Origin of the sequence: Jiangella mangrovi, assembly GCF_014204975.1 — a bacterium.
Taxonomy (GTDB): domain Bacteria; phylum Actinomycetota; class Actinomycetes; order Jiangellales; family Jiangellaceae; genus Jiangella; species Jiangella mangrovi.
On the sequence record NZ_JACHMM010000001.1, the window covers coordinates 691,663 to 716,207 of the forward strand.

The 24,545-nt window shown below is 73.6% G+C and carries 19 protein-coding genes and 1 pseudogene; 6 read left to right on the forward strand and 14 right to left on the reverse strand.

The features are described 5' to 3' along the window. Positions 1-27 precede the first annotated feature (27 nt). From HD601_RS03190 to yczE, 4 genes are all read right to left on the reverse strand, one after another. The gene (locus HD601_RS03190; protein WP_184819264.1) at positions 28-825 is read right to left on the reverse strand and encodes a DUF4328 domain-containing protein; all 798 of its coding nucleotides are present in this window, start codon (positions 823-825) and stop codon (positions 28-30) included. 33 nt (positions 826-858) lie between these two features. Beyond that, positions 859-2,181: a DUF4328 domain-containing protein gene (locus HD601_RS34550; RefSeq protein ID WP_184819266.1), complete on the reverse strand. Its 1,323-nt coding sequence runs from the start codon at positions 2,179-2,181 to the stop codon at positions 859-861. 63 nt (positions 2,182-2,244) lie between these two features. After that, entirely contained in the window at positions 2,245-3,381 is a 1,137-nt protein-coding gene (locus HD601_RS03200; protein WP_184819268.1) for a cystathionine gamma-synthase, read from the reverse strand. Positions 3,382-3,392: 11 nt separating this feature from the next. Then, positions 3,393-4,001 (reverse strand): membrane protein YczE, encoded by a 609-nt coding sequence (gene yczE / locus HD601_RS03205; RefSeq protein WP_221440505.1) that lies wholly within the window; start codon positions 3,999-4,001, stop codon positions 3,393-3,395. A gap of 64 nt (positions 4,002-4,065) precedes the next feature. Between yczE and yczR the strand changes: the two genes are divergently transcribed. Continuing rightward, entirely contained in the window at positions 4,066-5,496 is a 1,431-nt protein-coding gene (gene yczR / locus HD601_RS03210) for a MocR-like transcription factor YczR (protein WP_221440506.1), read from the forward strand. Between the two features lie 89 nt (positions 5,497-5,585). On the opposite strand, the gene HD601_RS03215 is transcribed toward yczR, so the two are convergent. The 5 genes and pseudogenes from HD601_RS03215 to HD601_RS36225 all read right to left on the reverse strand — a co-directional run. Next, positions 5,586-5,987 (reverse strand): PIN domain-containing protein, encoded by a 402-nt coding sequence (locus tag HD601_RS03215; protein ID WP_184819272.1) that lies wholly within the window; start codon positions 5,985-5,987, stop codon positions 5,586-5,588. Beyond that, positions 5,972-6,226 carry a type II toxin-antitoxin system Phd/YefM family antitoxin gene (locus HD601_RS03220; RefSeq protein ID WP_221440507.1) on the reverse strand — a complete coding sequence of 85 codons (255 nt, stop codon included), beginning with the start codon at positions 6,224-6,226 and terminating at the stop codon, positions 5,972-5,974. Before HD601_RS03220 ends, HD601_RS03215 begins: the two co-directional genes overlap by 16 nt. Positions 6,227-6,283: 57 nt before the next feature. Continuing rightward, the gene (locus tag HD601_RS03225) at positions 6,284-7,066 is read right to left on the reverse strand and encodes a DUF3152 domain-containing protein (RefSeq protein ID WP_221440508.1); all 783 of its coding nucleotides are present in this window, start codon (positions 7,064-7,066) and stop codon (positions 6,284-6,286) included. A gap of 180 nt (positions 7,067-7,246) precedes the next feature. Beyond that, complete coding sequence (locus HD601_RS36220; RefSeq protein WP_425503474.1) at positions 7,247-7,750, reverse strand: Ig-like domain-containing protein; 504 nt, start codon at positions 7,748-7,750, stop codon at positions 7,247-7,249. Then, positions 7,736-8,524: pseudogene (locus tag HD601_RS36225) on the reverse strand (S1 family peptidase); the annotation flags it as partial. The pseudogene HD601_RS36225 and the gene HD601_RS36220, both read right to left, overlap by 15 nt. Positions 8,525-8,888: 364 nt before the next feature. On the opposite strand from HD601_RS36225, the gene HD601_RS03235 reads away from it, so the two are divergent. Beyond that, positions 8,889-9,350 (forward strand): NfeD family protein, encoded by a 462-nt coding sequence (locus HD601_RS03235; protein WP_184819278.1) that lies wholly within the window; start codon positions 8,889-8,891, stop codon positions 9,348-9,350. 3 nt (positions 9,351-9,353) lie between these two features. Here the strand turns inward: HD601_RS03235 and HD601_RS03240 are convergent, their stop codons facing one another. Beyond that, positions 9,354-10,721, reverse strand: a complete 1,368-nt coding sequence (locus HD601_RS03240; protein WP_184819280.1) for a cystathionine beta-synthase — start codon at positions 10,719-10,721, stop codon at positions 9,354-9,356. A 75-nt stretch (positions 10,722-10,796) separates the two neighbouring features. Here HD601_RS03240 and HD601_RS03245 point away from each other — a divergent pair, with 75 nt between their 5' ends. Together HD601_RS03245 and HD601_RS03250 are read left to right on the forward strand one after the other, a co-directional pair. Beyond that, complete coding sequence (locus tag HD601_RS03245) at positions 10,797-11,789, forward strand: SGNH/GDSL hydrolase family protein (protein WP_184819281.1); 993 nt, start codon at positions 10,797-10,799, stop codon at positions 11,787-11,789. Positions 11,790-12,258: 469 nt separating this feature from the next. Beyond that, positions 12,259-13,482, forward strand: coding sequence for an acetyl-CoA C-acetyltransferase (locus HD601_RS03250; protein WP_184819283.1), 1,224 nt, complete (start codon positions 12,259-12,261; stop codon positions 13,480-13,482). On the opposite strand, the gene HD601_RS03255 is transcribed toward HD601_RS03250, so the two are convergent. Next, positions 13,460-13,780 (reverse strand): hypothetical protein, encoded by a 321-nt coding sequence (locus HD601_RS03255; RefSeq protein WP_184819285.1) that lies wholly within the window; start codon positions 13,778-13,780, stop codon positions 13,460-13,462. The genes HD601_RS03250 and HD601_RS03255 overlap by 23 nt on opposite strands. A 104-nt stretch (positions 13,781-13,884) precedes the next feature. On the opposite strand from HD601_RS03255, the gene HD601_RS03260 reads away from it, so the two are divergent. Beyond that, positions 13,885-14,115, forward strand: a complete 231-nt coding sequence (locus HD601_RS03260) for a DUF4287 domain-containing protein (RefSeq protein WP_184819287.1) — start codon at positions 13,885-13,887, stop codon at positions 14,113-14,115. Positions 14,116-14,276: 161 nt separating this feature from the next. On the opposite strand, the gene HD601_RS03265 is transcribed toward HD601_RS03260, so the two are convergent. After that, the gene (locus tag HD601_RS03265; RefSeq protein WP_184819289.1) at positions 14,277-15,077 is read right to left on the reverse strand and encodes a Bax inhibitor-1/YccA family protein; all 801 of its coding nucleotides are present in this window, start codon (positions 15,075-15,077) and stop codon (positions 14,277-14,279) included. Positions 15,078-15,384: 307 nt separating this feature from the next. Here HD601_RS03265 and HD601_RS03270 point away from each other — a divergent pair, with 307 nt between their 5' ends. Continuing rightward, positions 15,385-17,073: a DUF3352 domain-containing protein gene (locus HD601_RS03270; RefSeq protein ID WP_184819291.1), complete on the forward strand. Its 1,689-nt coding sequence runs from the start codon at positions 15,385-15,387 to the stop codon at positions 17,071-17,073. Positions 17,074-17,215: 142 nt separating this feature from the next. Here the strand turns inward: HD601_RS03270 and HD601_RS03275 are convergent, their stop codons facing one another. Both HD601_RS03275 and HD601_RS35365 read right to left on the reverse strand, forming a co-directional pair. Then, positions 17,216-20,983 (reverse strand): S8 family serine peptidase, encoded by a 3,768-nt coding sequence (locus HD601_RS03275; protein ID WP_184819292.1) that lies wholly within the window; start codon positions 20,981-20,983, stop codon positions 17,216-17,218. A 504-nt stretch (positions 20,984-21,487) separates the two neighbouring features. Further along, positions 21,488-24,406 carry an AAA family ATPase gene (locus tag HD601_RS35365; RefSeq protein ID WP_184819294.1) on the reverse strand — a complete coding sequence of 973 codons (2,919 nt, stop codon included), beginning with the start codon at positions 24,404-24,406 and terminating at the stop codon, positions 21,488-21,490. Positions 24,407-24,545: the final 139 nt, after the last annotated feature.

Genomic DNA, 24,545 nt, shown 5'->3' on the forward strand with positions numbered 1-24,545 from the left:
CTCACCGGGTCGCCGGCCGTCGGCGTGTCAGGGCTGCGGCGGCACCGGCGGCGGCTCGGGCGCACCCTGCGGCGGCTGGCCGTACGACGGCGGCAGCTGCTGGCCGTACGACGCAGGCCAAGCGGTCTGCGCCGTACCGCCGAGCAGCGCGAGCCGCTCGGACAGCCTCGTCTCCTGCTTGCGGGTGAGCTCGCGGACCATGAGGATCGCCAGCCCGGCCGACACGATGCTCAGCACCTCGCCCACGGCGGCGGCGGTGTCGGCGGAGCGGAAGTCCTCGATCGTGTTGCTCTCCTGGCTTCCGGAGGCCCGCATCACCATCCCGCCGATGAACACGGTGAGCCACCAGGCGATGACGATGCCGGCGCCGTTCTGCCGCGGATCGGAGAACTTGCTGGCCACCCAGAGCTGCCGCACCGGCAGGAAGACGTTGGCGATCGGGATGAACCAGCCGGCGATGGCCGAGCCCGGCCCCCACGACGTCGAGCCGAGGATCCGCGCGTTCTTGGCGTGCCGGTACTGCCACACGATGAACACCGACGCGTTGACCACCAGCATCACGAGCCACACCCGGTTGCTGGTCACGGCGAAGTCATCGGCGGCGCCGAGCCGCTCGGCATCGGCCGTGCCACCGACGTAGTCGTCGATGACCTGGATGCGAAGCAGGAGGGCGACGATGGTGACGACGCTGATCAGCGCGGAGACGCCGAGCAGCACCGTCAGCGCGGTGCGCAGGCCGCGCAGGTGGGACACCTGGACGGCCGGCGGCTGCGGCGCCCAGGCGACCCCACCCTGCCCGGGGTCGGGCTGGTCGTAGAAGCTCAACGTGGTCCCCCCGGATCAGCTACGTCGGTGTCGTCACGCCGGCGGCGCCGACGGGGGCACCGGCGGCGGAGGCGCGGGCGGAGCCTGCGGTTCGTCGGTGTCCGACGGCGTGTCGGCGGCCGGCGGGTCCGACGGCGACCCGTTGGCGGCGGGCGCGAACGGCGACGGCGGCGGGTTCGGGCTCGACGGCTCCTGGGCGCGTGGCGCGGACTGGTCCTGCGGCGCGGGCTGCTCGGAGGGCGACCCCGACGGCGGCGGGCCGTACTCGGGCAGGCCGTACGACGGCTGGCTGTAGGACGGCTGGCTGTACGAGGGCTGGCTGTAGCCGCCGCCGGCCGGGGGCTGCGTGTAGGGCAAGTCGCTGGTGGGCTGCTGACCGCTGGGCGGCTGCGCGTAGGGAGAGTCGCCGGTGGCCTGCTGACCGGAGGGCGCCTGACCGTACTGGGGCTGCCCGTAGGCCTGCTGCCCGTACTGCGGCTGGGCGTACTGACCGGACGGGCCGTACTGTCCCGCGGGGCCGTACTGCCCGGCGGGGCCGTAGGGCTGCTGACCGTACTGCGGCTGGCCGTAGGGGCCCGGACCGTACGCGGCCGCGGGCCAGGCGCCGTACTGCGGCTGCCCGCCGATCATCGACGCGCGGGCGGCGAGCGCCGCCTCCTGCCGCGAGGTCAGCATGTGCACCATGACGATGGCCAGGGCGGCCGCCACGACGAGCCCGAGGTGTGCGATCAGCGAGAAGGCGTCCGACGCACGCAGCAGCTCGGTGAAGTCGGGGTCGCCGTCGAGCGGCCGGGCGGCGTTGGCGACGCCCCTGAGCAGGGCCGCGAGCGCGAAGCAGATGGCCCACGCGATCACGATGCCCGGTGCCCGTCCGCCGGTGCCGGCCCGTTGCCCGTCGAGGTCGGAGACCCGTCCGTTGACGTAGAGGTTGCGGGCGGGGATGACCCAGTTCGCGAGCGGGATGAACCAGCCGCCGACTGCCCAGCCGGGGCTCGCGACCCCGCCCTGGGCCGGCCCGAGGAAGCGGGCGTTCTTCGCGTGCCGGTACTGCCACACGATGAACACCACGGCGGTCGCGACGAACACCAGCCCCCAGATGACCTCGCTCGCGTTCACGAACGCGTCTGCGTCCTGGGCCGCGGACGAGTCGAACACCCCGGTGTCGAGGTAGTCGGTGATGAAGACGACACGGCTGGCGAACGCGAAGACGGACAGCAGGCTGACCAGCGCGATGAGCGCGAGCAGCACCATCAGCGCGATCCGCAGACCACGCAGACCGGACGGCTCACCGACCGGCGGCTGGGGAGCCCACTGAGGGTTGTCCCACTGCTGGCCCGGCTGCTCGTAGTAGCTCATGCATTCCCCCGATCCAAACGGCGACGGCTCAACCTACTTGGCCTTGGGCCACCGGGGAAAGTCTCAGCCCAGCGCCTGCCCGAGGTCGGCCAGGATGTCGTCGATCGTCTCGATGCCGACGGACAGTCGCACGAGGTCGGCGGGGACCTCGAGCTGGCTGCCCGCGGTGCTGGCGTGGGTCATGCGGCCCGGGTGCTCGATGAGCGACTCGATGCCGCCGAGCGACTCGCCCAGCGTGAAGAGCTTCGCGCGGTTGCACACGTCGAGGGCGGCCTGCTCGCCGTCGGCCAGCCGGAACGAGACCATGCCGCCGAAGCGGCTCATCTGCTTGACGGCGACGTCGTGGCCGGGGTGCCCGGGCAGGCCCGGGTAGAGGACCTGCGAGACCCGCGGGTGCCGTTCGAGCAGCTGGACGACCCGCTCGGCGTTGTCGCAGTGGCGGTCCATGCGGACGGCGAGCGTCTTCAGCCCGCGCAGCACCAGCCAGGCGTCGAACGGGCCGGCGACGGCGCCGATGGCGTTCTGGTGGTAGGCCAGCTCCTCGCCGAGCGCGGCGTCGGCGACGACCAGCACGCCGCCCACCACGTCGGAGTGGCCGCCGCAGTACTTCGTGGTCGAGTGGACGACGACGTCGGCGCCGAGCGCGAGCGGCTGCTGCAGGTACGGCGTCGCGAACGTGTTGTCGACGACCAGCAGCACGCCGGCGTCGCGGGCGACCGAGGCGAGTCCGGCGATGTCGGCGACGCTGAGCAGCGGGTTGGTCGGCGTCTCGATCCAGATGACCTTGGTCTCGGGGCGGATGGCGGCGCGCACGGCGGCGGTGTCGGTGACCGGGGCCGCGGTCCAGCCGATGCCCCACGGCTCGAAGACCTTGCTGACCAGCCGGAAGGTGCCGCCGTAGGCGTCGTCGGGGATGACCACGTGGTCGCCCGGCTTCAGCACCGTCCGCAGCAGGGTGTCCTCGGCGGCCATGCCGCTGGCGAACGCGAGCCCCCGCACGCCGCCCTCGAGCGCGGCGATGCACTCCTCGAGCGCGGTGCGGGTGGGGTTGGCGGTGCGGCTGTACTCGTACCCCTCGCGCAGCCCGCCGACGCCGTCCTGGGCGTACGTGCTGGTGGCGTAGATGGGCGTGATGACCGCCCCGGTCCGGGGGTCGGGGTCCTGGCCCGCGTGGATGGCTCGCGTCTCGAATCCGTGCACGACATGCGACTCTACGTTGCCGAGGTCACGGGAGCGACGCGAATGGGCTCACGGACCTGCAACTTCGGCAGCAGCACGTGCACCAGCGGGCCGATCGCGAGCGCGTAGGCCACGGTCCCGACGCCGACGGTGCCGCCGAGCAGCCAGCCGGTGGCGAGCACCGTCACCTCGATCGAGGTCCGGACCAGCCGCACGGACCGTCCGGTGCGCCGGACCAGTCCGGTCATCAGCCCGTCGCGCGGGCCGGCCCCGAGCCGCGCGCCGATGTAGGCGGCCGTGGCGACGGCGTTGAGCACCACGCCCGCGACGACGAACGCGATCCGCGCGGCCATCGGGTCGGGGGCCGGCAGCAGCCAGATGGACGCGTCGGCGACCAGCCCGATGACGATGGCGTTGGCGACGGTGCCGAAGCCCGGCTTCTGCCGCAGCGGGATCCACAGCAGCAGGACCAGCGCGCCCACGATGATGACCACGGTGCCGATGCTGAGCCCGGTCCGCTCGGCGATGCCCTGGTGCAGGACGTCCCACGGGTCGAGGCCCAGGCCGGCCTCGACGAGCAGCGCCATGCTGAAGCCGTAGAGCAGCAGGCCGGCGAAGAGCTGGATCAGGCGTCGCGTCATCACGGGCCCATCTTCAGCCATCAGTGGCCTGTGAATCCATAGCCACTTGTGGAACAGTGGACTGGTGCGCACTCTGAGTGGATCGCAACTGGCGACGCTCCTCGGCGACTGGTCCGGCGCCGGCGGCCCGGCGTACGCGCGGGTGGCGGCGGCCGTCCGGCTGCTGGTCCTCGACGGCCGGCTGCCGCTGGAGACGCGGCTGCCCGGCGAGCGCGAGCTGGCGACGGCGCTGGGCGTCAGCCGGACGACGGTCACCGCCGCCTACGACGAGCTGCGGACCGGCGGCTACGCCGTCAGCCGGCAAGGATCGGGCACGCGGACCACGCTGCCGCCGTCGCGCACCGGGCCGACGTGGACGCCCTGGGCGGCCGACGGGTCGGACCTGCTCGACCTCGCGCACGCCGCGCCCGAGGCGCCGGCCGAGGTGCGCCGCGCCTACGACGCCGCCCTGGACCAGCTGCCGCGGCACCTGCCCGGCTCCGGCTACCACCTGTTCGGGCTGCCGGAGCTGCGCGCGGCGGTCGCGGACCGGCTGACGGCGCGCGGCCTGCCCACCGTGCCCGAGCAGGTGCTCGTCACCAACGGGGCCCAGCACGCGTTCTCGCTGGTCCTGCAGCTGGTCACCGGCCCGGGCGACCGCGTGCTGGTCGAGCAGCCGACGTACCCGAACGCGCTGGACGCCATCGGCCGGCACGGTGCCCGCGCGGTCCCCGTCCCGCTGGCCGACGACGGCTGGGATCTCGATGCCGTCGCCGCCGCCGTCCGGCAGACCGCGCCGCGCCTCGCCTACCTGATGCCCGACTTCCACAACCCCACCGGCCTGCTCGCGTCCGACGGCGAACGGCGGGCGCTGGCGGCCGCGCTGACCCACGGCCGCACGCTCACCGTCGTCGACGAGACCCTCGCCGAGCTCTCGCTGGACGGGCCGGTGCCGCCGCCGCTGGCCACCTACCTGGCCGGCGACCTGACGGTGACCATCGGCAGCACCAGCAAGACACTGTGGGGCGGGCTGCGCATCGGCTGGGCGCGGGCGAGCAGCGCGCTGATCCGCCGGCTGGCGGCCGTCCGCGCCGGCGTCGACATGGGATCGCCGGTAGTGGAGCAGCTGGCGGCGGCCGAGCTGCTCGGCGGTCTCGACGCCCTGCTTCCGGAGCGACGGGCAGAGCTGCGGGTCCGGCGCGACGCGCTGCTGGCGGCGCTGGCCGAGCGGCTGCCGTCGTGGCGGGCGCGGGTACCGGACGGTGGGCTGGTGCTCTGGTGCGATCTCAGCCGCCCGGTGTCGAGCCGGCTGGTGGTCGCGGCGGAACGACACGGCATCCGGCTGGCGGCCGGCCCGCGCTTCGGCGTCGACGGCGCGTTCGAGCAGCGGCTGCGGCTCCCCTACGCCCACCCCGCCGAGGTCCTCGCATCCGCCGTCGGCTCCCTCGAGCAGGCGTTCCGGACGGTGGCAGAGGGCGGCGGGGACACGGCCGACCCCGTCGGCGCCGTCGCCTGACCGCGACGCGACGAACCCGAACGACTACCGCAGCCTGACGTCCCATCCCCGGCCCCGCGACCGTCAGGTCGTCAGGGCCGGTTCCCTTGTCAGGGCTGGAAGCTGTGAACGCCGGGTAGATCGTCGAATCGAGCCTGGTCGTCGCGGGTCACGAGCACCCGCGCGGTCGCGGCGGCCGTCGCGGCGATGATCAGGTCGTGTGCTCCCCTCGGCTTGCCGATCCTCCGTACGTGAGCGAGAAGCCGGGCGTGAACCACTGCGACATCGGTGGTGTAGTCCTCCACCGGGATCAGCGCACGCACTCCGTCGACGAACTCCTGCCGACTCTGGCGATACTCGTCGGTGGCGAGCTCGACACCGAGTTGCAGTTCAGCGATCGTCACCGCCGCCACCGCCACGTCGTCGTCGTTCGCCAGTACCGCCCTCAGCCCGTCACCGCCGCGCTCCACGTTGGTGAGCAGTCCGGTGTCAAGGATCAGGCGTCGGGCCATGCCGAACTCACGTCCTCGGTGACGAGCTCGCGGACGGCGGCGACGTCTGAGGCGAAGTCCTCGTCCGGGGCGTGAAGCGCCAAGAACTCCTTCACGGCGGCGCCATTGCCGACAGGAGCCGGCGAGAGTGTCGCGAGCCGGCGTCCACCCCGGGTGATGACGATCGTCTCTCCGTGCGCGGCACGGTCGAGCACCGACGCGAAGTTGCGCGACACCTCGGTCGCAGTCATCGTCCTCATGAAAGTCAGATTATCTGATCGGCGCTGCTAAAACCAGGTTTCAGAGGTGAAGCTCATTCAGGGATAGGGCCAGCTGTTGGCCACGCAGCCCTCGAGGCCGTAGGTCTGCTGCAGCATGACCGGAGCCACCTCGCCGGGCGCCGGGCAGTCGACGTGGCTCTCGCCGAGGGCGTGGCCGACTTCGTGGTTGACGACGTACTGCCGGTAGCCGTCGACGTCGCCGTCGTAGTGCGGGACGGCGGACGCCCAGCGCAGCGCGTTGAGGACGACGTTCTGGCCGTTGCGGCACGACACCTCGCCGCGGGTGCGCAGCGGCGCGCACAGCTCGTCGGTGGTGCCCGGCGTGGCGACCAGGACCCGGAGGTCGCCGCCGGCCGGCACCCGCTGGAAGGAGTGCCGGCCGTCGGCGATCCAGCTGCGAGGGTCGGCCAGTGTGGTGTCGACGACGGCGGCCACCTCGATGGGGTCGAACGGCAGCCCGGTCTCGACCTCGACGGTGTAGGTGAGCAGCGACCCCTCGGTGCCGGCCTGGGCGCTCTGTCCCGGCGTGACGGTGAACGTGCCGGGCCCGGTGGCGGGGATCTCAGGGGGCGGGGTGACGGACGGTGTCGGGGTGGCGTCCGGGGCGGGCCGGGCGACGGGCACCCCGACGACGGTCTTGGGCGGGCCGGCAGCGTCGGCGGTGTCGGCGGGCAGTCCGGCGAGCGGCGGCGCGGGCCGCTGGGGTGCGGGGGCGCCGTCGGGAGCGACCGCCCAGCCGACGATGCCGAGCGTCGCCAGCCCCAGCACCAGGCCCCCGAGCCGGCCGCGGCGGACGCTGCCGGAACGCGCAGGTAGCACCCGGCGCCGTCCCCGATCACCATGACCGGCGCGACGCACTCCGGAGCCCATGCGGATCATGTTCTCACACGGTTCTCGGACCGATCTCAGTGCGGGAGCGCACAGAACGACGGCGGTGACGCGCCACCGGAGTGGGCGTCACCGCCGTCGTTCAGCGGAGCGTGTTCGGGCGTGACGGGGTCAGCTGCGGACCGCGAGCCGCCGCCGCGCCACGAGCGCCACGGCCGCACCGCCGGCGAGCAGCAGCGCCAGCGCGACGCCCGGGCCGGCGCCGGCGCCGGTGTCGGGCAGCTCCTCGCCCTGGTCGTCGCCGTCGTCGTCACCCGGGTCGTCGGTCGGGGTGGCGGTCGGCTCCTCGGTCGGCGTCGGAGTCGGCTCCTGCGTCGGTGCCTGGCCCTCGACGGTCACCGTGACGGCGGCCGGCGCGGAGTCGATCTTGCCGTCGTTGACGACGACGTAGAACGTGTCCTCGCCCTCGAAGCCCTCGGCCGGCGTGTAGGTGAGCACGCTGGGGTCGTCCTCGTAGGTCAGCTCGCCGACCTCGGGGGCGTAGACCTTGAACTCCAGGTCGTCGCCCTCGGGGTCGGTGCCCGACAGCTCGATCCGCACCGGGGTGTCGATGGTGGTCTCGGCCGAGGTGGCGTCGACCTCCGGCTCGGTGCGCAGCTCGGCCGTCTCCTGGATGGCCGCCGCGACAGCGCTCACCTGGGTGTAGACGCCCGGGTAGTCCGGCCGGGCGCAGCCGTTGCCCCAGCTGACGATGCCGACCTGGACGGTCTCGCCCTCGTCGTCCTCGCGGAACAGCGGGCCGCCGGAGTCGCCCTGGCAGCTGTCGATGCCGCCCTCGGCGAAGCCGGCGCACAGCTCGATCTCGCCGACGAAGCCCCAGCCCTCGCCGTCGGGGTAGGACGCCAGGCACTCGGCGTCGCCGACGAACGGCACCTCCGCCTCGAGCAGGAACTGCTGCTGGTCGCCGCCCTCGGCGTCGGCGCCCCAGCCGGCCACGGTGAAGTCGCCCTCGTCGTACTCGCCGGTCGTGGTGATCGGCAGCGTCGGGACGCCCTCGACCGGCTCGTCGAGCTGGATCAGCGCCCAGTCCGGGTAACCGCCGCCGATGCCCTCGGCGTTGCCGGACCACACGTGGTTGCCGCCGACCTCGACGATGTCCTCGCTCTCGAGGTCGACCGAGCCGATCATCGCGGTGATGTCGGTGTTCGGGCCGGTGCCGGGCGAGACGCAGTGCGCGGCCGTCAGCACCAGGTCCGGCGCGTACAGGGCGCCGCCACAGAGCCCGCCGGCGATGTCGAGGCGGACCATCCACGGGTAGTCGCCCTCGGCAGCGGGCTCGCCGCCGACGATGCGGGGCAGGACGTCGAGGGCCTCGAAGGTCTGGTCGAGCAGGTTCACCGCGGTGTCAGGAGTCTCCTCCGACGACGCGACCTGGGCGGTGCCGAGCAGGCCGGCCCCGGCCAGTGCGGTGGCCAGCAGCACGCCCGCGGCGCGGGCGCTGTGGCGCAGGTGGTAACGCAACGATTCTCTCCGATTCGGCGCAAGGATTCACATTCGATGATCACTGTTCACCGGAGCGGCGCGACGGGCGTGCGAGAACGGCACCCACCGGAATTCGCCCCACCCCGGAACCGCCCGGAACGGTACCGGAAGCCGACGCCGTCGCGACCCCGACATCACGGTTCTCACCAGGAATTTCTCGGTCCCGAGGCGGCTCGTGGAGCAATGTCACGATTCGTCCGCGACTGGCCCCGCGACACCCTGACATCGTCGCAATGGACACAAATCCGGCGCGGATCAATAAACTGCGGCCATGCAGTCGTTGTGGGACTGGTTCAGCGAGCACGCGTGGGTGCTGTTGTGGGCCGGCACCGCCCTCGTCCTGGGGACGATCGAGCTCACGACACTCGACTTCTTCTTCCTCATGCTGGCCATCGGCGCCGCCAGCGGAGCCGTCGCCGCCGGCATGGGCGCGGAGTTCATCGTGCAGCTGCTCGTGGCCGTCGGCGTCAGCGTCGCGCTGCTCGGCGTCGTGCGGCCCATCGCGAAGAGACGACTGCTGAAGCCGACGCCGTCGTCGTTCGGGGTGGCCGCCCTGGTCGGGCAGAACGGCGTCGTCATCGAGCGGGTCGACGGCCACGGCGGCCTCATCCGGCTGGCCGGCGAGACGTGGTCGGCGAAGAGCTACGACGGCCGCTCCACCTTCGAGGCCGGTGTCACGGTCGGCGTCGTCGAGATCCGCGGCGCCACGGCCATGGTGCTCGACGAGGCCTGAGCGTCAGGTCGTCGCGACGTAGCCGAGCAGGTCGGTGCGGGTCAGCACGCCCACCGGCTTGCCGTCGTCGACGACGAGCAGCGCGTCGGCCGAGCGGAGGGCGTCGACCGCGCGGGTGACCGCCTCGCCGGCGCCCACCATGGGCAGCTGCTTCGACATGTGCTGCTCGACCCGGTCGGTGAGGTGCGCGGCACCGGTGAACAGCGCGTCGAGGAGGTCGCGCTCGACGACGGCGCCGGCCACCTCGGCCGCCATGACCGGCGGCTCGGCCCGGACGACCGGCATCTGCGAGACGTTGTACTCGCGCAGGATGTGGACGGCGTCGGCGACGCTCTCGGCCGGGTGGGTGTGGACGAGCGCCGGCATGGCGCCGGACTTGGCGCGCAGGACGTCGCCGACGGTGACGCCCTCGACCGGCGGCAGGAAGCCGTACGACGTCATCCACTCGTCGTCGAACACCTTGGAGAGGTAGCCGCGGCCGCCGTCGGGCAGCAGCACCACGACGACGTCGTCGGGCCCGGCCCGCTCGGCCACCCGCAGCGCCGCCACGACGGCGAGCCCGCACGAGCCGCCGACCAGCAGGCCCTCTTCGCGGGCCAGCCGGCGGGTCATGTCGAAGGAGTCCTTGTCGGACGCCGCGATGATCTCGTCGCAGACGTCGGCGTCGTACGTGGTGGGCCAGAAGTCCTCGCCCACGCCCTCGACGAGGTACGGCCGGCCCGTGCCGCCGGAGTACACCGAGCCCTCGGGGTCGGCGCCGATGACCTGCACCCGGCCGCCGGACACCTCCTTGAGGTAGCGGCCGACACCGCTGATGGTGCCGCCGGTGCCGATGCCCGCCACGAAGTGCGTGATGCGCCCGTCGGTCTGCTTCCACAGCTCGGGGCCGGTGGTCTCGTAGTGCGAGCGCGGGTTGGCCGGGTTGGAGTACTGGTCGGGCTTCCAGGCGCCCGGCGTCTCGCGGACCAGCCGGTCGGAGACGGAGTAGTACGAGTCGGGGTCCTCGGGCGCGACCGCCGTGGGGCACACGACGACCTCGGCGCCGTAGGCCTTGAGGACGTTGCGCTTGTCCTCGCTCACCTTGTCGGGGCAGACGAAGATGCACCGGTAGCCCTTGCGCTGCGCGACCAGGGCGAGGCCGACGCCGGTGTTGCCGCTCGTGGGCTCGACGATGGTGCCGCCGGGGCCGATGAGCCCGGCCTTCTCGGCGTCCTCGATCATCCGCGAGGCGATGCGGTCCTTCACCGAGCCGCCCGGGTTGAGGTACTCGACCTTGGCCAGGACGGTGGCCGGCAGCCCGGCGCCGACGGTGCCCAGCCGGACCAGCGGGGTGTCGCCGATGAGGTCGACGACGTTCTCGTAGTACTCCACGTTGCTGACATTAGCCGAGCCGATGGACTGCCAGAGGATCGCTCGCGGGTTCGCTAAAGTCGAATGGTGGTCGGCATGCTGAGCGCTCGGACGGCACGACGTCTCGCCGCGGCTGCCGCATACGGGGGTGGCGGGCTGAGCCTGCTCGGCGCCGCCGGATACGGACTGCTCCGGCTGCAGGCGAAGCTGGCCCGGCGCACCATCACCGGGCGCCCGCTCGGCGGCCCGCCCGACCCCGACGGCCTCTACGGCACCGGCGACGGTCCGCCGCTCTCCTTCGTCGTCATCGGCGACTCCGCGGCGGCCGGCTACGGCGTCGACACCGCCGAGGAGACACCGGGCGCGCTGCTGGCCGCGGGGCTGGCCGAGGTCGCGCACCGGCCGGTCGCCCTGACCACGGTCGCGCAGGTCGGCGCGCAGACCGCCGACCTCGCCGACCAGCTCGACAAGGCGCTGGTGGCCGCGCCCGACGTCGCGCTGCTGATCATCGGCGGCAACGACATCACCCACCAGGTCAAACTCACCGACTCCGTGGCGCTGCTCGACCGGGCCGTGCGCCGGCTGCGCGACGCCGGCTGCCAGGTGGTCGTCGGCACATGCCCCGACCTCGGCACCATCCGGCCCATCCGGCCGCCGCTGCGCTGGCTGGCCCGGCGCGCCAGCCGGCAGCTCGCCGCAGCCCAGACCGTCGCCGTCGTCGAGGCCGGCGGCCGGACGGTGTCGCTCGGCTCGATCCTCGGCCCGGAGTTCGCGGCCGCACCGGGCGAGCTGTTCAGCGAGGACCAGTTCCACCCGTCGTCCGCCGGCTACGCCCACGCGGCCGCCGCCGCGCTGCCGTCGCTCATCGGGGCGCTCGGCCTGTGGGCGCCCGGCGAGGACTCCCTTGAGATGGTCCGCGGCGACAGCGTCCTGCCCATCGCGATCGCCGCGGTCGCCGCCGCCGACCACGCCGGCACCGAGGTCGCGGCGGCCACGGTCGGCGGCAAGGCCCGTGGCCCGCGCGGGCGCTGGGTCCAGCTGCGCAACCGCCGTCGCCGGCCGCTCCCGGACGCACCCGAGCGGGTCTGACGGCGGCAGCCTCCGGCCGGGGGTGCCTGAGACACCAACCCCATGTTGATCATGGGGAGGGTCGGGGCTCGGCGCTGGATAGCTGACCTTCTCCATGATCAACTTTGGGTGCGCGGGCCTCGTGGCTCGCCTGCGTGAACGGAGTGGGTTCGGTGCGGAAACGGTGTGGCGTTGCTGTCGCCAGAGCGACAGCAACGCCACCCGCATCGCGCAGCAATCTCACACCGTCGGGCACGGGGTGGGTCGCCCAGCGACTGCTTCCTCGGCCCGACCGGGCGGGTCTGACGGCGGCGAGAACCGCCGGAGCCGGCGCGTGGGGTGCCCGCCGCCCGCCCGTGAGGGTGGGCGTGCCGCCCATCGGGTGGACCACCCCGCCCGGTTGGGTGGGTGTCCACCCTAGGCGTGCGCACCGACAGTCGGCGGTATGCTGACGGTTACCCGCGAGTAACACCGGTCGAAGGAGCCCGCCATGCCCGAGGCAGTCATCGTCGCCACCGCGCGCTCGCCCATCGGCCGGGCGTTCAAGGGCTCGCTGGTCGACGTGCGGCCCGACGACCTCGCCGTTGCAACCATCCGGGCGGCGCTCGACCAGATCCCCGCCCTCGATCCGCACACCATCGACGACCTCTACGTGGGGTGTGCCGAGCCGCGCGACGAGCACGGCGGCAACGTCGCCCGTCGCATCGCCGTCCAGCTCGGACTCGACGGCGTCCCCGCGGCGACCATCAACCGGTTCTGCGCCTCGTCGGTGCAGACGGCGCGCATGGCCTTCCACGCCATCAAGGCCGGCGAGGGCGACGTGTTCGTGTCGGCCGGCGTCGAGTGCGTGTCGCGCTACGTCGGCTTCGGCGGTGCGGGAGTCGACCCCGCCGAGACCCAGAACCCGGTCTTCGCCGAGGCCCAGGCGCGCACCGTCCGGTACGCGGAGTCCAACGACACCTGGCACGACCCCCGCGCGGACGGACGACTGCCGGACATCTACATCCAGATGGGCCAGACCGCCGAGCACGTCGCCACCTCGGTCGGCGTCACCCGCGCCGACCAGGACGAGTTCGCCCTGCTGTCGCAGTCGCGGGCCGAGCAGGCCATCAAGGACGGCTTCTTCGCCCGAGAGATCACGCCCATCACGCGACCCGACGGCCAGGTCGTCGACACCGACGACAGCCCGCGGCCGGGCACCACGCTCGAGAAGCTGGCCGCGCTCGACCCCGTCTTCCGGCCCGCCGGCACCGTCACGGCCGGCAACTGCACGCCGCTCAACGACGGCGCCGCCGCGGTCGTCATCATGTCCGACACCCGCGCCCGCGAGCTGGGCCTGACGCCGCTGGCCCGCATCGTCGCCACGGCGGCGTCGGCGCTCTCGCCCGAGATCATGGGACTCGGCCCGGTCGAGGCGTCGGGGCGAGCACTGACCCGGGCCGGCCTGACCATGGACGACATCGACCTGGTCGAGATCAACGAGGCATTCGCCGCCCAGGTCGTCCCCAGCGCGCGCCAGCTCGGCATCGACTACGACAAGCTGAACGTCCACGGCGGCGCCATCGCGCTCGGCCACCCGTTCGGCTCCACCGGTGCGCGCATCATGACGACGCTGGTCAACGGGCTGCAGACCCGCGACGCCACCCTCGGCCTCGAGACCATGTGCGTCGGCGGCGGCCAGGGCATGGCGATCATCCTCGAGCGCCTCGCCTGACCTCCGCGAGCACGGCGGCGACGGCGTCCAGTTCGGCCGGGCGCCCCTCGGCCGGATGCTCCGCCAGCGCGTCGAGCAGGTCCCGCCCGGTGACGGCGACCTGGTCGGGCAGCGCGTGATCGCCCAGCCGCGGCACCGGCCGGCGCGGCTCGCCGCGAGCATCGGCCGCGGCGTCGGCGAGCGCCTGCGCCAGCCGGTGGACCGTACCGGCATCGGCTCCGCCGAGGCGACGGCGGCGCAGGTCACGGCCGACCAGATCCAGCTCGCGGGCGAGCCCTGCGGCATCGTTGCTGATCACGAGCGGGTCCGATCTGCAGATGGTCTTGCCCATAGGGGTTGTGCCCTGCGGAGTCCTGCGGCACAGTCGATGTACGGAGACCTCTATAGCCCTCGGAGGCAGCCATGAGCCTGAACCACTCCGACGAAACCCATCGCAATCTTCTCGCCCGGGTTCCGAGCGTCACCGGACGAGAACTCCCGGAGTGGTTCAAGGCCTTGGAGGCCGGACCGTCCTTCCTGAGGTTCGACGATCGCGTGAGGTGGCTCCGCGACGAGCACGGCCTGGCCCACGGCCACGCCACGGCCATCGTGCACGAGGCCGACCTGCGCCGCGCTGCTCGCAACTTCGGCTGAGCAGCGCCCTTCAGCGCTCCTGAGGCGGACGCCCAGTCGTCCGCCCGCGCCCGAACGCGGCCCCGGACCGTCGGCCGGGCGGACACCAACGAGAGCGGCCCGCCCCCTACTGCAGGGGGCGGGCCGCTCTGGTGTGCTCAGGTGGTACTGCCTACGGACGCTCACTCACCACGAAGGATGGCGAGCAGGCGCAGGATCTCGAGGTACAGCCAGACCAGCGTGACGGTGAGGCCGAACGCCGCCGTCCAGGCGAACTTCGCCGGCAGGCCCTGCTTGACGCCCTGCTCGATGAAGTCGAAGTCGAGGATCAGGCAGAACGACGCCAGGCCGACCGCGAACAGGCCGATCAGCACACCGAACCAGCCGTCGCGGAAGCCGAAGGCACTGTCGGACGAACCGAACCACATGAACAGCAGGTTGACCAGGCTGAAGATCGCGTAGCCGCCCAGCGCGATCAGGACGCCGCGCCGGAACTTCGGCGTCACCCGGACGCGGCCGCTGCGGTACGCGAACAGTGCGGCCGCGAACACGCCGAGCGTGCCGAGGACCGCCTGCGCGACGATGCCGTCGAGCGGGCGCCCCGAGATGGCGGTGTTCTCGAAGAAGTTGCTGATGCCGCCGACGAACAGCCCTTCGAAGCCCGCGTAGAGCAGGATGAGCGCCGGCGACGGGTTGCGCTTGAATGCGTTGACCAGGCCGAGCACCAGGCCGACGATGAGACCGATGAACGTCAGGCCCGTGTTCATCCAGCCGATGACGGCGCCGACGAGCAGCACCGCGAAGGTGATGCCGGTCTTCATGATGACGTCGTCGTAGGTCATCCGCCCGGTCTGCACGGGCGTCGCCGACGGAGCGGCGTACATGTTCTGTAGTTCTTCAGCGCTCGGCGCGGCGGCGTCATAGGTCGCGTGCCGTCCGTTGAAGCCCTCAGCCCGGCTGAAGATCGGGTTGTTTCCCTGCATCGTTCTCCTCCAACGCCCCACGGCGGGGCGAATCAGGTTCGTTCGGCAAGTCTACTGTTCACGAGCGGTATGGACGAGTCCCCGGGACATTGCCACAACAGTTCTCATCTTCAACAGGGGTGGTCCGATCGGCGGTCCGGACGGTGGCCCGAGCCGGTGGCCGGGCGGCCGCGCGGCCGACATGTGCCGTACACGTTGCCACAAGGCAACATTCCGGACTTTCCGCTACCCTGAGCCCGCGACCGGGCGATGGGCCCGGCAAGGCGGCCGTCAGGTCCGCCGCCACGGGGGAATCGCGGAGGTCAGCATGTCGTATCCAGGCCCGCCCACGGGTCCCGAGGGGCACGAGCCCGGCCCGGTCCCGCCGCCGCCGCCGCCGTTCGACGCCACTCCGCCCAGCGACCCGACGCGGCCGCTGGCCTACCTCGACGGTGCCGCCGCCGAGCCGGCCATCGTGCCGCGCAAGCGCCGCGGCCTGCTCGCGGGTGGCATCGCGGCGGCCGTCCTGATCGCGGGGTCCGGCGCCGTGTTCGCGTGGCAGGCGCTCGACGGCGGCGGCACGCAGCCCCACGAGGTGCTGCCGGCCGACGCCATCGGCTACGTCCGCCTCGACCTCGACCCGTCCGCCGGGCAGAAGATCCAGGCCTTCCGGCTGCTGCAGAAGTTCCCGCTGTTCTCCGAGGCCACCGGCATCACCGACGAGAACGTCGACCTGCGCGAGCTGTTCATCGACGAGCTCGCCTCGTCCACCGGCTGCGACATCGACTTCGCCACCGACGTCGAGCCCTGGGTGGGCGAGCGCGTCGGCGCCGCCATGCTCCCGCCGTCGGGCGACGCCGGCGAGCCCGGCTACGTCGTCGCGCTGCAGGCCAGCGACCAGGAGAACGCGACGGCCGCCATGGACCGCATCCTGGGCTGCGGCGGGTCCGGCGGCTCCGGAGACGGCGGCGCCATCGGCCGTGCCTACGTCGACGGCTACCTGCTGCTCACCGACACCCAGGACGACGCCGACGCCTACGCGGCCGCCGCGGCGGACTCGTCGCTGGCCGACAACGCCGAGTTCACCGAGGCCATGGACCTCCTCGGCGAGCAGGGCATCGCGTCGGCCTGGTTCTCCGGCACCGCCATGTTCGACGCGTTCGACGGCTCGGCCAGCGCCTTCGGCATCGGCGCCGGCGCGTCCGGCAACGGCCTGCCGTCGGTCGAGGAGGCCCGCGAGCTCGTCGACGAGACCTACCGCAGCGTCGCCTTCTCCGTCCGCTTCGACGACCGGTTCGCCGAGCTGGCCGGCGTCGTCACCGGCAGCGCGTACCAGGCGCTGAGCGGCGGCGGTGTCGAGGCCGACGTGCCCGACTCCACCACGTTCTTCGTGGGCAGCAACAACACCGCCCAGTACATCCGCGACAACTGGGAAGCCACCATCGCGTCGGTCCCTGAGGCCGAGGAGATGCTGGCCGAGCTGCAGGACCAGACCGGCCTCGTGCTGCCCGACGACATCGCCACCGCCCTGGGCGAGAACCTCACCGTCGCCGTCGACGCGAGCGACCTCGACCTCGAGGGCCTCGCCCAGTACGGCGACTTCTCCAGCATCGACCTCGGCATGCGCGTGGTCACCGACCCCGAGGCGTTCGCCGACCTGTGGGAGCGGGTGCAGGGTCTGGCCGCCGACTCCGGCCTGCCCCTCGACGACCTGCCGCTGCAGACCACCGACGACGGCTACGTCCTGGCCACCTCCGAGGACTACGCGGCAGAGTTGCTCGAGGGCGGCGGCCTGGCCGACACCGACGCCTACCGCACGGCGGTCAGCGGCGTCACCGAGGCCGACTCCGTGCTGTTCCTGAACTTCGACGCCATCGAGGAGCACGTCCTCGCGGCCGCCGGCGGCAATCTCACCGAGGCCGAGACGCAGTCCATCGAGGCGCTGCAGGCGTTCGGCATGTCCATGCAGCTCGAGGACGGCCACATGGAGCTGAGCCTGCGAGTCACCACCGACTGACGTCGATCGGCCTGCGCGAGGAGAGCGCGAGTGAGGACGTGGGACCGAAGCGTCGGCTCGCGGGCGTGACGGTGCCCGGCAATGGGGGCCTTGGGGAGGGACAACGTGGCACACCCCATTGCCGGGCACGCTGAGGGGCGGCTTACTCCGGGTCCGTCGTCCCGATGCGCCAGGCCCGGTCGACCTCCTGGCGGACGGTGGTGCCGGCGGCGTCGGTGACGCTCACGCGGACTGACGCGAACCCGCCGTCGGATGCCGGGACCTGCGCCGTCAGCACGTCGTCGCCCGAGGGCGCCACCGGCACGGGCCGCCAGCTGACGCCGTCGTCGAACGACACCTCGGCGGTCGCGGTGAACCCGCCCGGGCCGTCGGCGCCCGCGGGGTACGTGGGCCGGATGACCAAGGGGTACGCCGTCCCGGCCGGGACCTCGTTGTACAGCCCGGTCTCCAGGCCGAACGCGAGCTGGATCAGCGGCAGCACCTCACGCACCGACGATTCCGGCCGCGCGGACCGGAAGCCCCACGTCGTCTCCGTGCGTGTCGACAGGTCGGAGAAGTTGCCCGGCCCGCGCGTCGTCGTGAGCGACAGTTCGAAGTCGCCCGCGGCGCCCGGCACGGTGAACTGCGCCTCCGACCACGCCGCCCGGCCGACCTCGACGCCGTCGCGGCGCAGCACCAGTTCCGAGGTGTCGCCCATCTGCTCCTGGATGAACCCGTAGGTCGACGGGCCGTAGAGGTACTGCGGGACGGACACGCGGATGGCGTCGCGGAACCGGGCGGCGGGCAGGCCGTACTCCTCGGAGCCGGTGAGCGCCGGCATGCCCGGGGCGGTCAGCGGGCCCCACCAGACCTGCTCGCCGGTGCTGCCGGGCGCGTACGGCTCGATGGCCGACCAGGTCCAGTACATGTTGAGGAACTCCTGGTGCGGCTGGCCGAACCGCTGCCACTCGACGCCGTCGGTGCTCAGGTACTCGGTGCGGCGCACCGGGCCGTTGCGCTGCAGGCCCAGGGTCGTCCCGAAGCTGGTGGTGCCGGTGAACGGGATCCAGCCCTCGCGCGTGCCCTGGCGCTCCGAGACCTGCCGGTACTCCGACTCGACGGTGGCCAGCTGGTCGTGGTCCGGCTCGTAGGTGACGCCGTCCGGGAGGCCGTCCTCCGTGTGGACCAGGTGGTAGGCGTACTCGGCGTCGCTGCGGCCGGTGACGTCGAGCTCCAGCCCGGGATCGGCGGCCAGCGCGGCGCGTAGCCGCGCGCCCACCTCGCGGTCGACGGCGTACGCCGGCAGCGGCGCGGTCCAGAACGACGGCAGCCACGGTCCCGGCCCGCTGTCCACCAGCACCACGAGCGCCGCGCCGGCAGCGGCCGCCAGCTCCAGCTGTTCCGTCGCCTCGGCGCTGTCACCACGTCGGGTGACCAGTACGACCGCGCCCTGGGCGTCGACGGCGGCGAACTCGGCCGCGGTGCCGGTGCCGGCGTCGGCGACCGGCAAGCTCGCCGAGCCGGTGTACGGGTCCGACGGAGTGGCCGGCCGCGGGTCCGGAAGGTGCTCGCCGTCCAGGCTCAGCTCCAGCAGCGGCTGGGTGCGCAGCCAGGCCGTCGTCACCTCGAACGTGCCGGTACGGACGGGATCGGACTCGATCGCGTACAGGTCGGTGCCACCCCAGCTCTGGGCGATGGTCTCGCGGATCGACAGCTCGCCGACCCGGCGCTCCCAGATGACGTCGAACCCGTTGTCCGCGCCGTCGCGAGGGGTCACCGCCTCGAGCGGCTCGCCGTCGCGCCCGTCGTAGGCCAGGACGAGGTCGCCGTCGACGCGGAGCTCGGGCTCGGCGGCGAGCACGACGCTGTCGGTGGCGAGGTCGGGTCCCTCGGTCTCGATGGCGGTGACGACGGTGTAGTCGCCCTCGGGCACCTCGGCGATGACCGTGCCGTCGCGCATGAACCTGCGCACCGACTCACCGGTCTCGATGTTCCACAGGTCCACCGGGCCGGTGGCCGCAGCGCCGTCGTGGCCGGTCGCATTGACGGTGACGGTGTGCACGGGCCGCTCGATGCTGAACGTCGTGACGCTGTGGACCGCGGTGTCGCGGTCGCGCGGGTCCTGGGCCACGATCTGCCCGCTGTAGCTGCCGCCGGTGCTGGCCTCGGCCGACACCTCGACGCGGGTGCTGGCGCTGCCGCCGGGCGGGATGCTGAGGACGGGGTTGCGCACGCGCATCGCCGGCCGGCCGTGGCCGCTTCCGCCGGGCCGGGTGACGTCTGCGCTGATGCGCAGCGTGACCCGCCGGTCGGTCGGGTTGTGGTAGGTCAGGGTGCGGCTGACGGCGGGCGCGTCCATGGCGAGTTGGCCGAAGTCGACGACGCCCTGGTCGACGGTGACCGTCTCGCCCACCGCCGCGGCCACGTCGACCCGGCCGGCGCCCCGGAACGAGACCGGCTCGTCGTCGAGCGGCAGGCTGGACGACACCAGCCGCTGCTTGAGCTGCTCGTCGTCCCAGTCCGGGTGCTGCTGCGCCAGGATCGCGGCCGCGCCTGCGACGTGCGGCGTCGCCATGGACGTGCCGTTGAGCGACGTGTAGTGCTCGTCCAGCAGGTTGCCCAGCGAGGTGCCGGCCGCCCGTGCCGCGACGATGCCCACGCCCGGCGCCACGACCTCCGGCTTGACGGCGCCGTCACCGACCCGCGGGCCGCGCGAGGAGAACGCGGCGGCGCGGTCCTGCTTGTCGACGGCGCCGACGGTGAGCGCGGAGGTGGCCGCTCCGGGCGAGCCGACGGTGCCCTCGGCCGGCCCCGCGTTGCCCGCGGCGATGACGAACAGCGCGTCGGACTCGGCGCTGAGCCGGTCGGCGGCCAGGCTCATGGGGTCGGTTCCGTCGCTGGCCCAGTCGGTGCCCAGGCTCATGCTGACGACGTCGGCGCCCTGCGCGACCGCCCACTCCATGCCGGCGATGATCCAGTCCTCGTAGCCGGAGCCGTCGTCGCCGAGCACCTTGCCGATCAGCAGGTCGGCGCCCGGCGCGACGCCGCGGTGGATGCCGCCGGACGCCGCGCCGGTGCCGGCGACGGTCGCGGCGACATGCGTGCCGTGGCCCTGGCGGTCGACCGCGGTCTGGCCCTCGGGGTCGGCGTCCTCGGTGAAGTTCCGCGCGCCGGCCACCTGGCCCTCGAGATCGGGATGGGCGGGGTCCCAGCCGGTGTCGAGGACGGCGACCGTGCTGCCGGTGCCGTCCAGCCCCTGCTCCCACGCCACCGGGGCGCCGATCTGCGGCACGCTCTCGTCGAGCGTCGCCTCGACCCGGCCGTTCAACCAGACCCGGCCGACCTCGCCGGCCACGACGTCCTCCCACACCGAGCGCACGTCGTCCTTCGCGGCGCTGACCGCGAGGGCGCCGATGCTGGCGAGGGGGCGTTCGGCCCGGGTGCCCGAGGGCGCCTCGGGCACGCTGCGGATCCCGGGACCGTCCGGCGCGGCCACCACCAGCGGCAGGTCGGTGCGGGCGAGGTCGTGGTACCCCGACTCGGCGAGGTACGTGAGGTCGAACAGCCGCTCGTCGACCACGCCGTCCTGCACGTACGGGACGGCCTCGTCCGGCAGCGCCAGCACGTGGCCGTCGCGCTCGACGAACCGGGGCGCCCGCGCGGTGGCGTTCGTCTGCGCCCACGCCGCCTGCCGGCCGTCGGGCGCGACGTGCAGCACGACGACGTCACCGGTCAGCAGCGTGAGTTGGTAGGTGTGACCGGTCGCGGCGGACCCGGTGGCCGACGTTGCGGCGCCGGTCGTGGCATCGACCGCCGGGCCGGTCGTGGCCGGCGCCGTCGCGGCTCCGGCCCCCACCAGCAGGGCGGTCGCGGCCATCGGGACGAGCAGCCGGGCGCGGGTGCGACGCCAGGACAGGATCGTGCGGGGCATGGGGCCTCGTCTCCTCGGGCCGCGCCCCGCCGCCCGACGGGGGTGGCGGGCGGCGGGGTTCGCGGCGGGGGATCACCGTGCGCCCACCGTCCCGTATGCCGCCGTCCGTTGCGATTGGGCGAATCACCCATTTATGTGCAGGCGGACGGTGTCAGAGCGGCTCCCAGTGCTCGCCGTCGGCGGGTTCCGGGTCGGCGGCGACGGTGTCGGCCCGACCCTGGTGACGCGGGCTGTGGCATCGCTGCGGAACGATGCGGCGTCGCTGTCGCGGACACGACAGTGATCTCACATCATCGGCGCAGCAGTCTCACACCGCTGGCGTGCCGCGCCACGGAGCCGGCGGGCGTCAGAGCGGCTCCCAGTGCTCGCCGTCGGCGGGTTCCGGCTCGGCGGCGACGACGGTGTCGGCCGCGGCCTCAGGGTCGAGGTCGGCGGGGCCGGACGGTTCGGTGTCGTGCATGAGGCCACGGTCGCCGCCGCGACCCGCGTTCGCGAGTGGGTGGATCACCCATTCAATGCGGAGTCGTCCTCCACGGAGTCGGTCGAGATCGCCACCGCGAGCGCCGTCCGCGACGCCACGCCGAGCTTGCGCATGGCGGCGCTGAGATGCCGGTCGACGGTCCGCGGCGACAGGAACAGCGCCTCGGCGACCTGCCGGTTGGTCCGGCCCTGCGCGACCAGCAGCGCGACCTCGAGCTCGCGCGGCGAGAGCTGGTCGCCGTAGCCGCGGCGGCCGCCCCGCCAGGCCCGCGCGACCTCGACGCCGTGCGCGCGAAGCACTTGGGCGACGCGGTCGGCGTCCCAGCGGGCGCCGAGGTCGCGCAGCCGCTGCTGCACCGTGCCGAGCAGCTCCAGCGCGGCGCCGTCGGGCAGCAGCGCCAGTCCCTGCCGTTCCAGCGCGAGCAGCTCCTGGTACGGACGGGGCAGCTCGGCCCAGGCGGCCGCGGCGGCGGCGAACAGCTCGGCGGCACGCGAGCCGTCACCGTCGGCGATGATGCCGCGGCAGACGAGCAGTGCGGCCTGGGGCGCGGGCGCCGCCCGGTCGCCGAGCCCGGCCGCGAACCGCTCGACCAGCGCGACGGCGTCGTCCATGCGCCCGGCCCGCACCAGCGCGTCGGTGTGCACGGGTGCCAGCTCCGTGGCGAACAGCCAGATGCCCTTGCGGACCACCATGGTCATGGCCGGTTCGGTGACCCCGAGGGCGTCGCCGACGGCGTCGTCGGCCAGGAACAGCCGGCCCAGCGCGCCGGCCGGCCCGGTCTGCACGTCGACCAGCCCGCGCCGGACGGCCTCGGCGACCACCACGCGGAACTGGTCGGCGGCGTCGTCGCGGCGGCCGGCGGCGAGGTCGAGCAGGCCGAGGATCATGCGCGCCTCGAGCAACGCCTCGGGCAGCGTGTCGGCGGACCCGGCCAGCTCGGTGACCTGCCCGGCCAGCCCCTCCCAGGCGCCGCCGTGCCAGTCGAGGTTGGCCCGCGTGATGAGCGCGGAGTTCATCAGCCGCTGGTAGCCGGTGGCGGCGAGCAGCTCGACGGCGCCGTCCAGCTGCCGTCGTGCCACGGCGTCGCGGCCCCAGCCGATGGCGGTGTGGCCGACGTTCATGCGGCAGCGGCCGAGCTGGCGGCGCTCGAACAGGCTGTCGGTGGCGACGTCGAGCTCCCGCGCCGCCGTCCAGCCCTCGGCCTCGCCCATCATCAGCAGCGCGCTGGCGCGGTCGACGGCGAGCCAGGTCCGCTCCTCGTCCGGCACCTGCGGGAACAGCTCCGTCGCGCGGTCCAGCCACTCGCGGTGCCGCGTGACCGGCCAGACCTGCCCGCGCGGGTGCGCCAGCGAGATCATCGCCCGCACGGCCAGCTCGGGCCTCCCGGCCAGCTCACCGGCCGCGGCCTCGACCTGCTCGATGCCGGTGTCGAAGTCGCCCAGTTGCAGCCAGAGCCGGCCGAGCAGCAGCCGCAGCTCGCCACGCCGGTCGGCGGGAACGTCCGGCCGGTCGAGCCGCTCCAGCGCCGCGGCCAGCGCCGTCGTGACGGCCAGCGCCAGCTCGCCCAGCGCCGCCACGCCCCAGGTGGCGGCCTGGCCGAGCTTCTGGGCCAGCCGCGCCTCGCGCTCCGGCGGGTGCTCGGCGGCCGTGAGCAGGTCGGCGAGCAGGACGACGGCGGCGCGGTCCTCGCCGGCCTCGAGCGCGAGCTCGGCGGCGGACTCGGCGTGCCGGCTCCATGCGGCGACGTCGCCGGCCTCGCGGAAGTGCCGGCTCAGCCGCAGCACCGGCGGGGTCGGCAGCTCCTGGAGCGCCGCCGCGGCATGCGCGTGCAGCAGCCGCCGCTCGGACACCGGCAGCGCCTCCTCGATGGCCCGCGACGCCAGCACGTGCCGGCACACGAACTGCCCGGGCGCGGCCTCGCGCAGCAGCCCCGACGTCAGCGCCCCGGCGAGTCCGGCCCGCGCGTCGTCGTCGCCCAGCCCCGCGACCCGGGCGAGGACGACGCCGTCAGCCGGCTCGGCCAGCACCGCGGCGGCCTCGAGGATGCGCCGGGCCGGCGGTGGCAGCCGGTCGACCCGCTCGAGGACGGAGTCGCGCACCGTCGGCGGCACCTGCAGGTCGTCGAGGGCGCGGCGCGACCACTCGTCGCCGCGGCGGACGATGTCGCCGCGGTCGCGCAGCAGCGACAGGCTCTCCTCGAGCGCGAGCGGCACCCCCTCGGTGCGGCGGTGCAGGAACGTGACGAACTCCGTGGAGATGTCGTCGGTGGCGAACATCGACGCGACCAGCGCCGTGGTCTCGCCGACGGTGAGCGGCTCGAGCGCCAGCTCCAGCCGGCGCAGTCCGGCCGGCGGCCGCGCCGTCAGCCGCAGCAGGGGCGACGCGGCCGGGACGTCGGTGCCGCGGTAGGTGACGACCAGGCTGAGGTCACGCCCCGCCGACGCGAGCAGCAGCGGCAGGAACTCCAGCGTCGCGGCGTCGGCCCAGTGCGCGTCCTCGAGCACCAGCACCTCGATGCCGGACCGCTCGACCAGCTCGGCCAGCGCGCGGAACAGCCGGTGCCGGGTGGAGCTGGGGTCCTCGAGCGGCTCGAGCGCGGGCGGCAGGTGCGCGGCCCACTCCGGGAACAGCGGTCGCAGCGCCCCCGCGAGCGGACTCAGCTCGACGCCGTCGACCGGCAGCCGATGCAGCGCGTCGACCAGCGGGCCGAGCGGGAACGGCTCGGCCAGCGGCGGGCAGGCGGCGACCAGCGTGGTGGCGGGGTCGAGCGAGAGCAGCGCCTCCTGCACCAGCCGCGTCTTGCCGATACCGGCCTCGCCCTCGACGAGGACGAACGCCGGCTGACCCGGCCTGGCCAGGGCGGACGTGACGGCGGCCAGCTCACTCTCGCGCCCGACGAAGGCGGGGCAGGGCGCAGCGGCATCGGCGTGCTGACGTGCCACCGATCCTCCCGCCGCCGGCCACCCGCTGTCCGTCCGCCCCACCGATTCCGGTCAGCCTAGCCCGCCGGGCCGCCGTGACGGGCAAGGCCCGGTTGCGCGCCCCGGTAGGCTCCTGTGACCCGCCAGCCCGGTGCGCAGC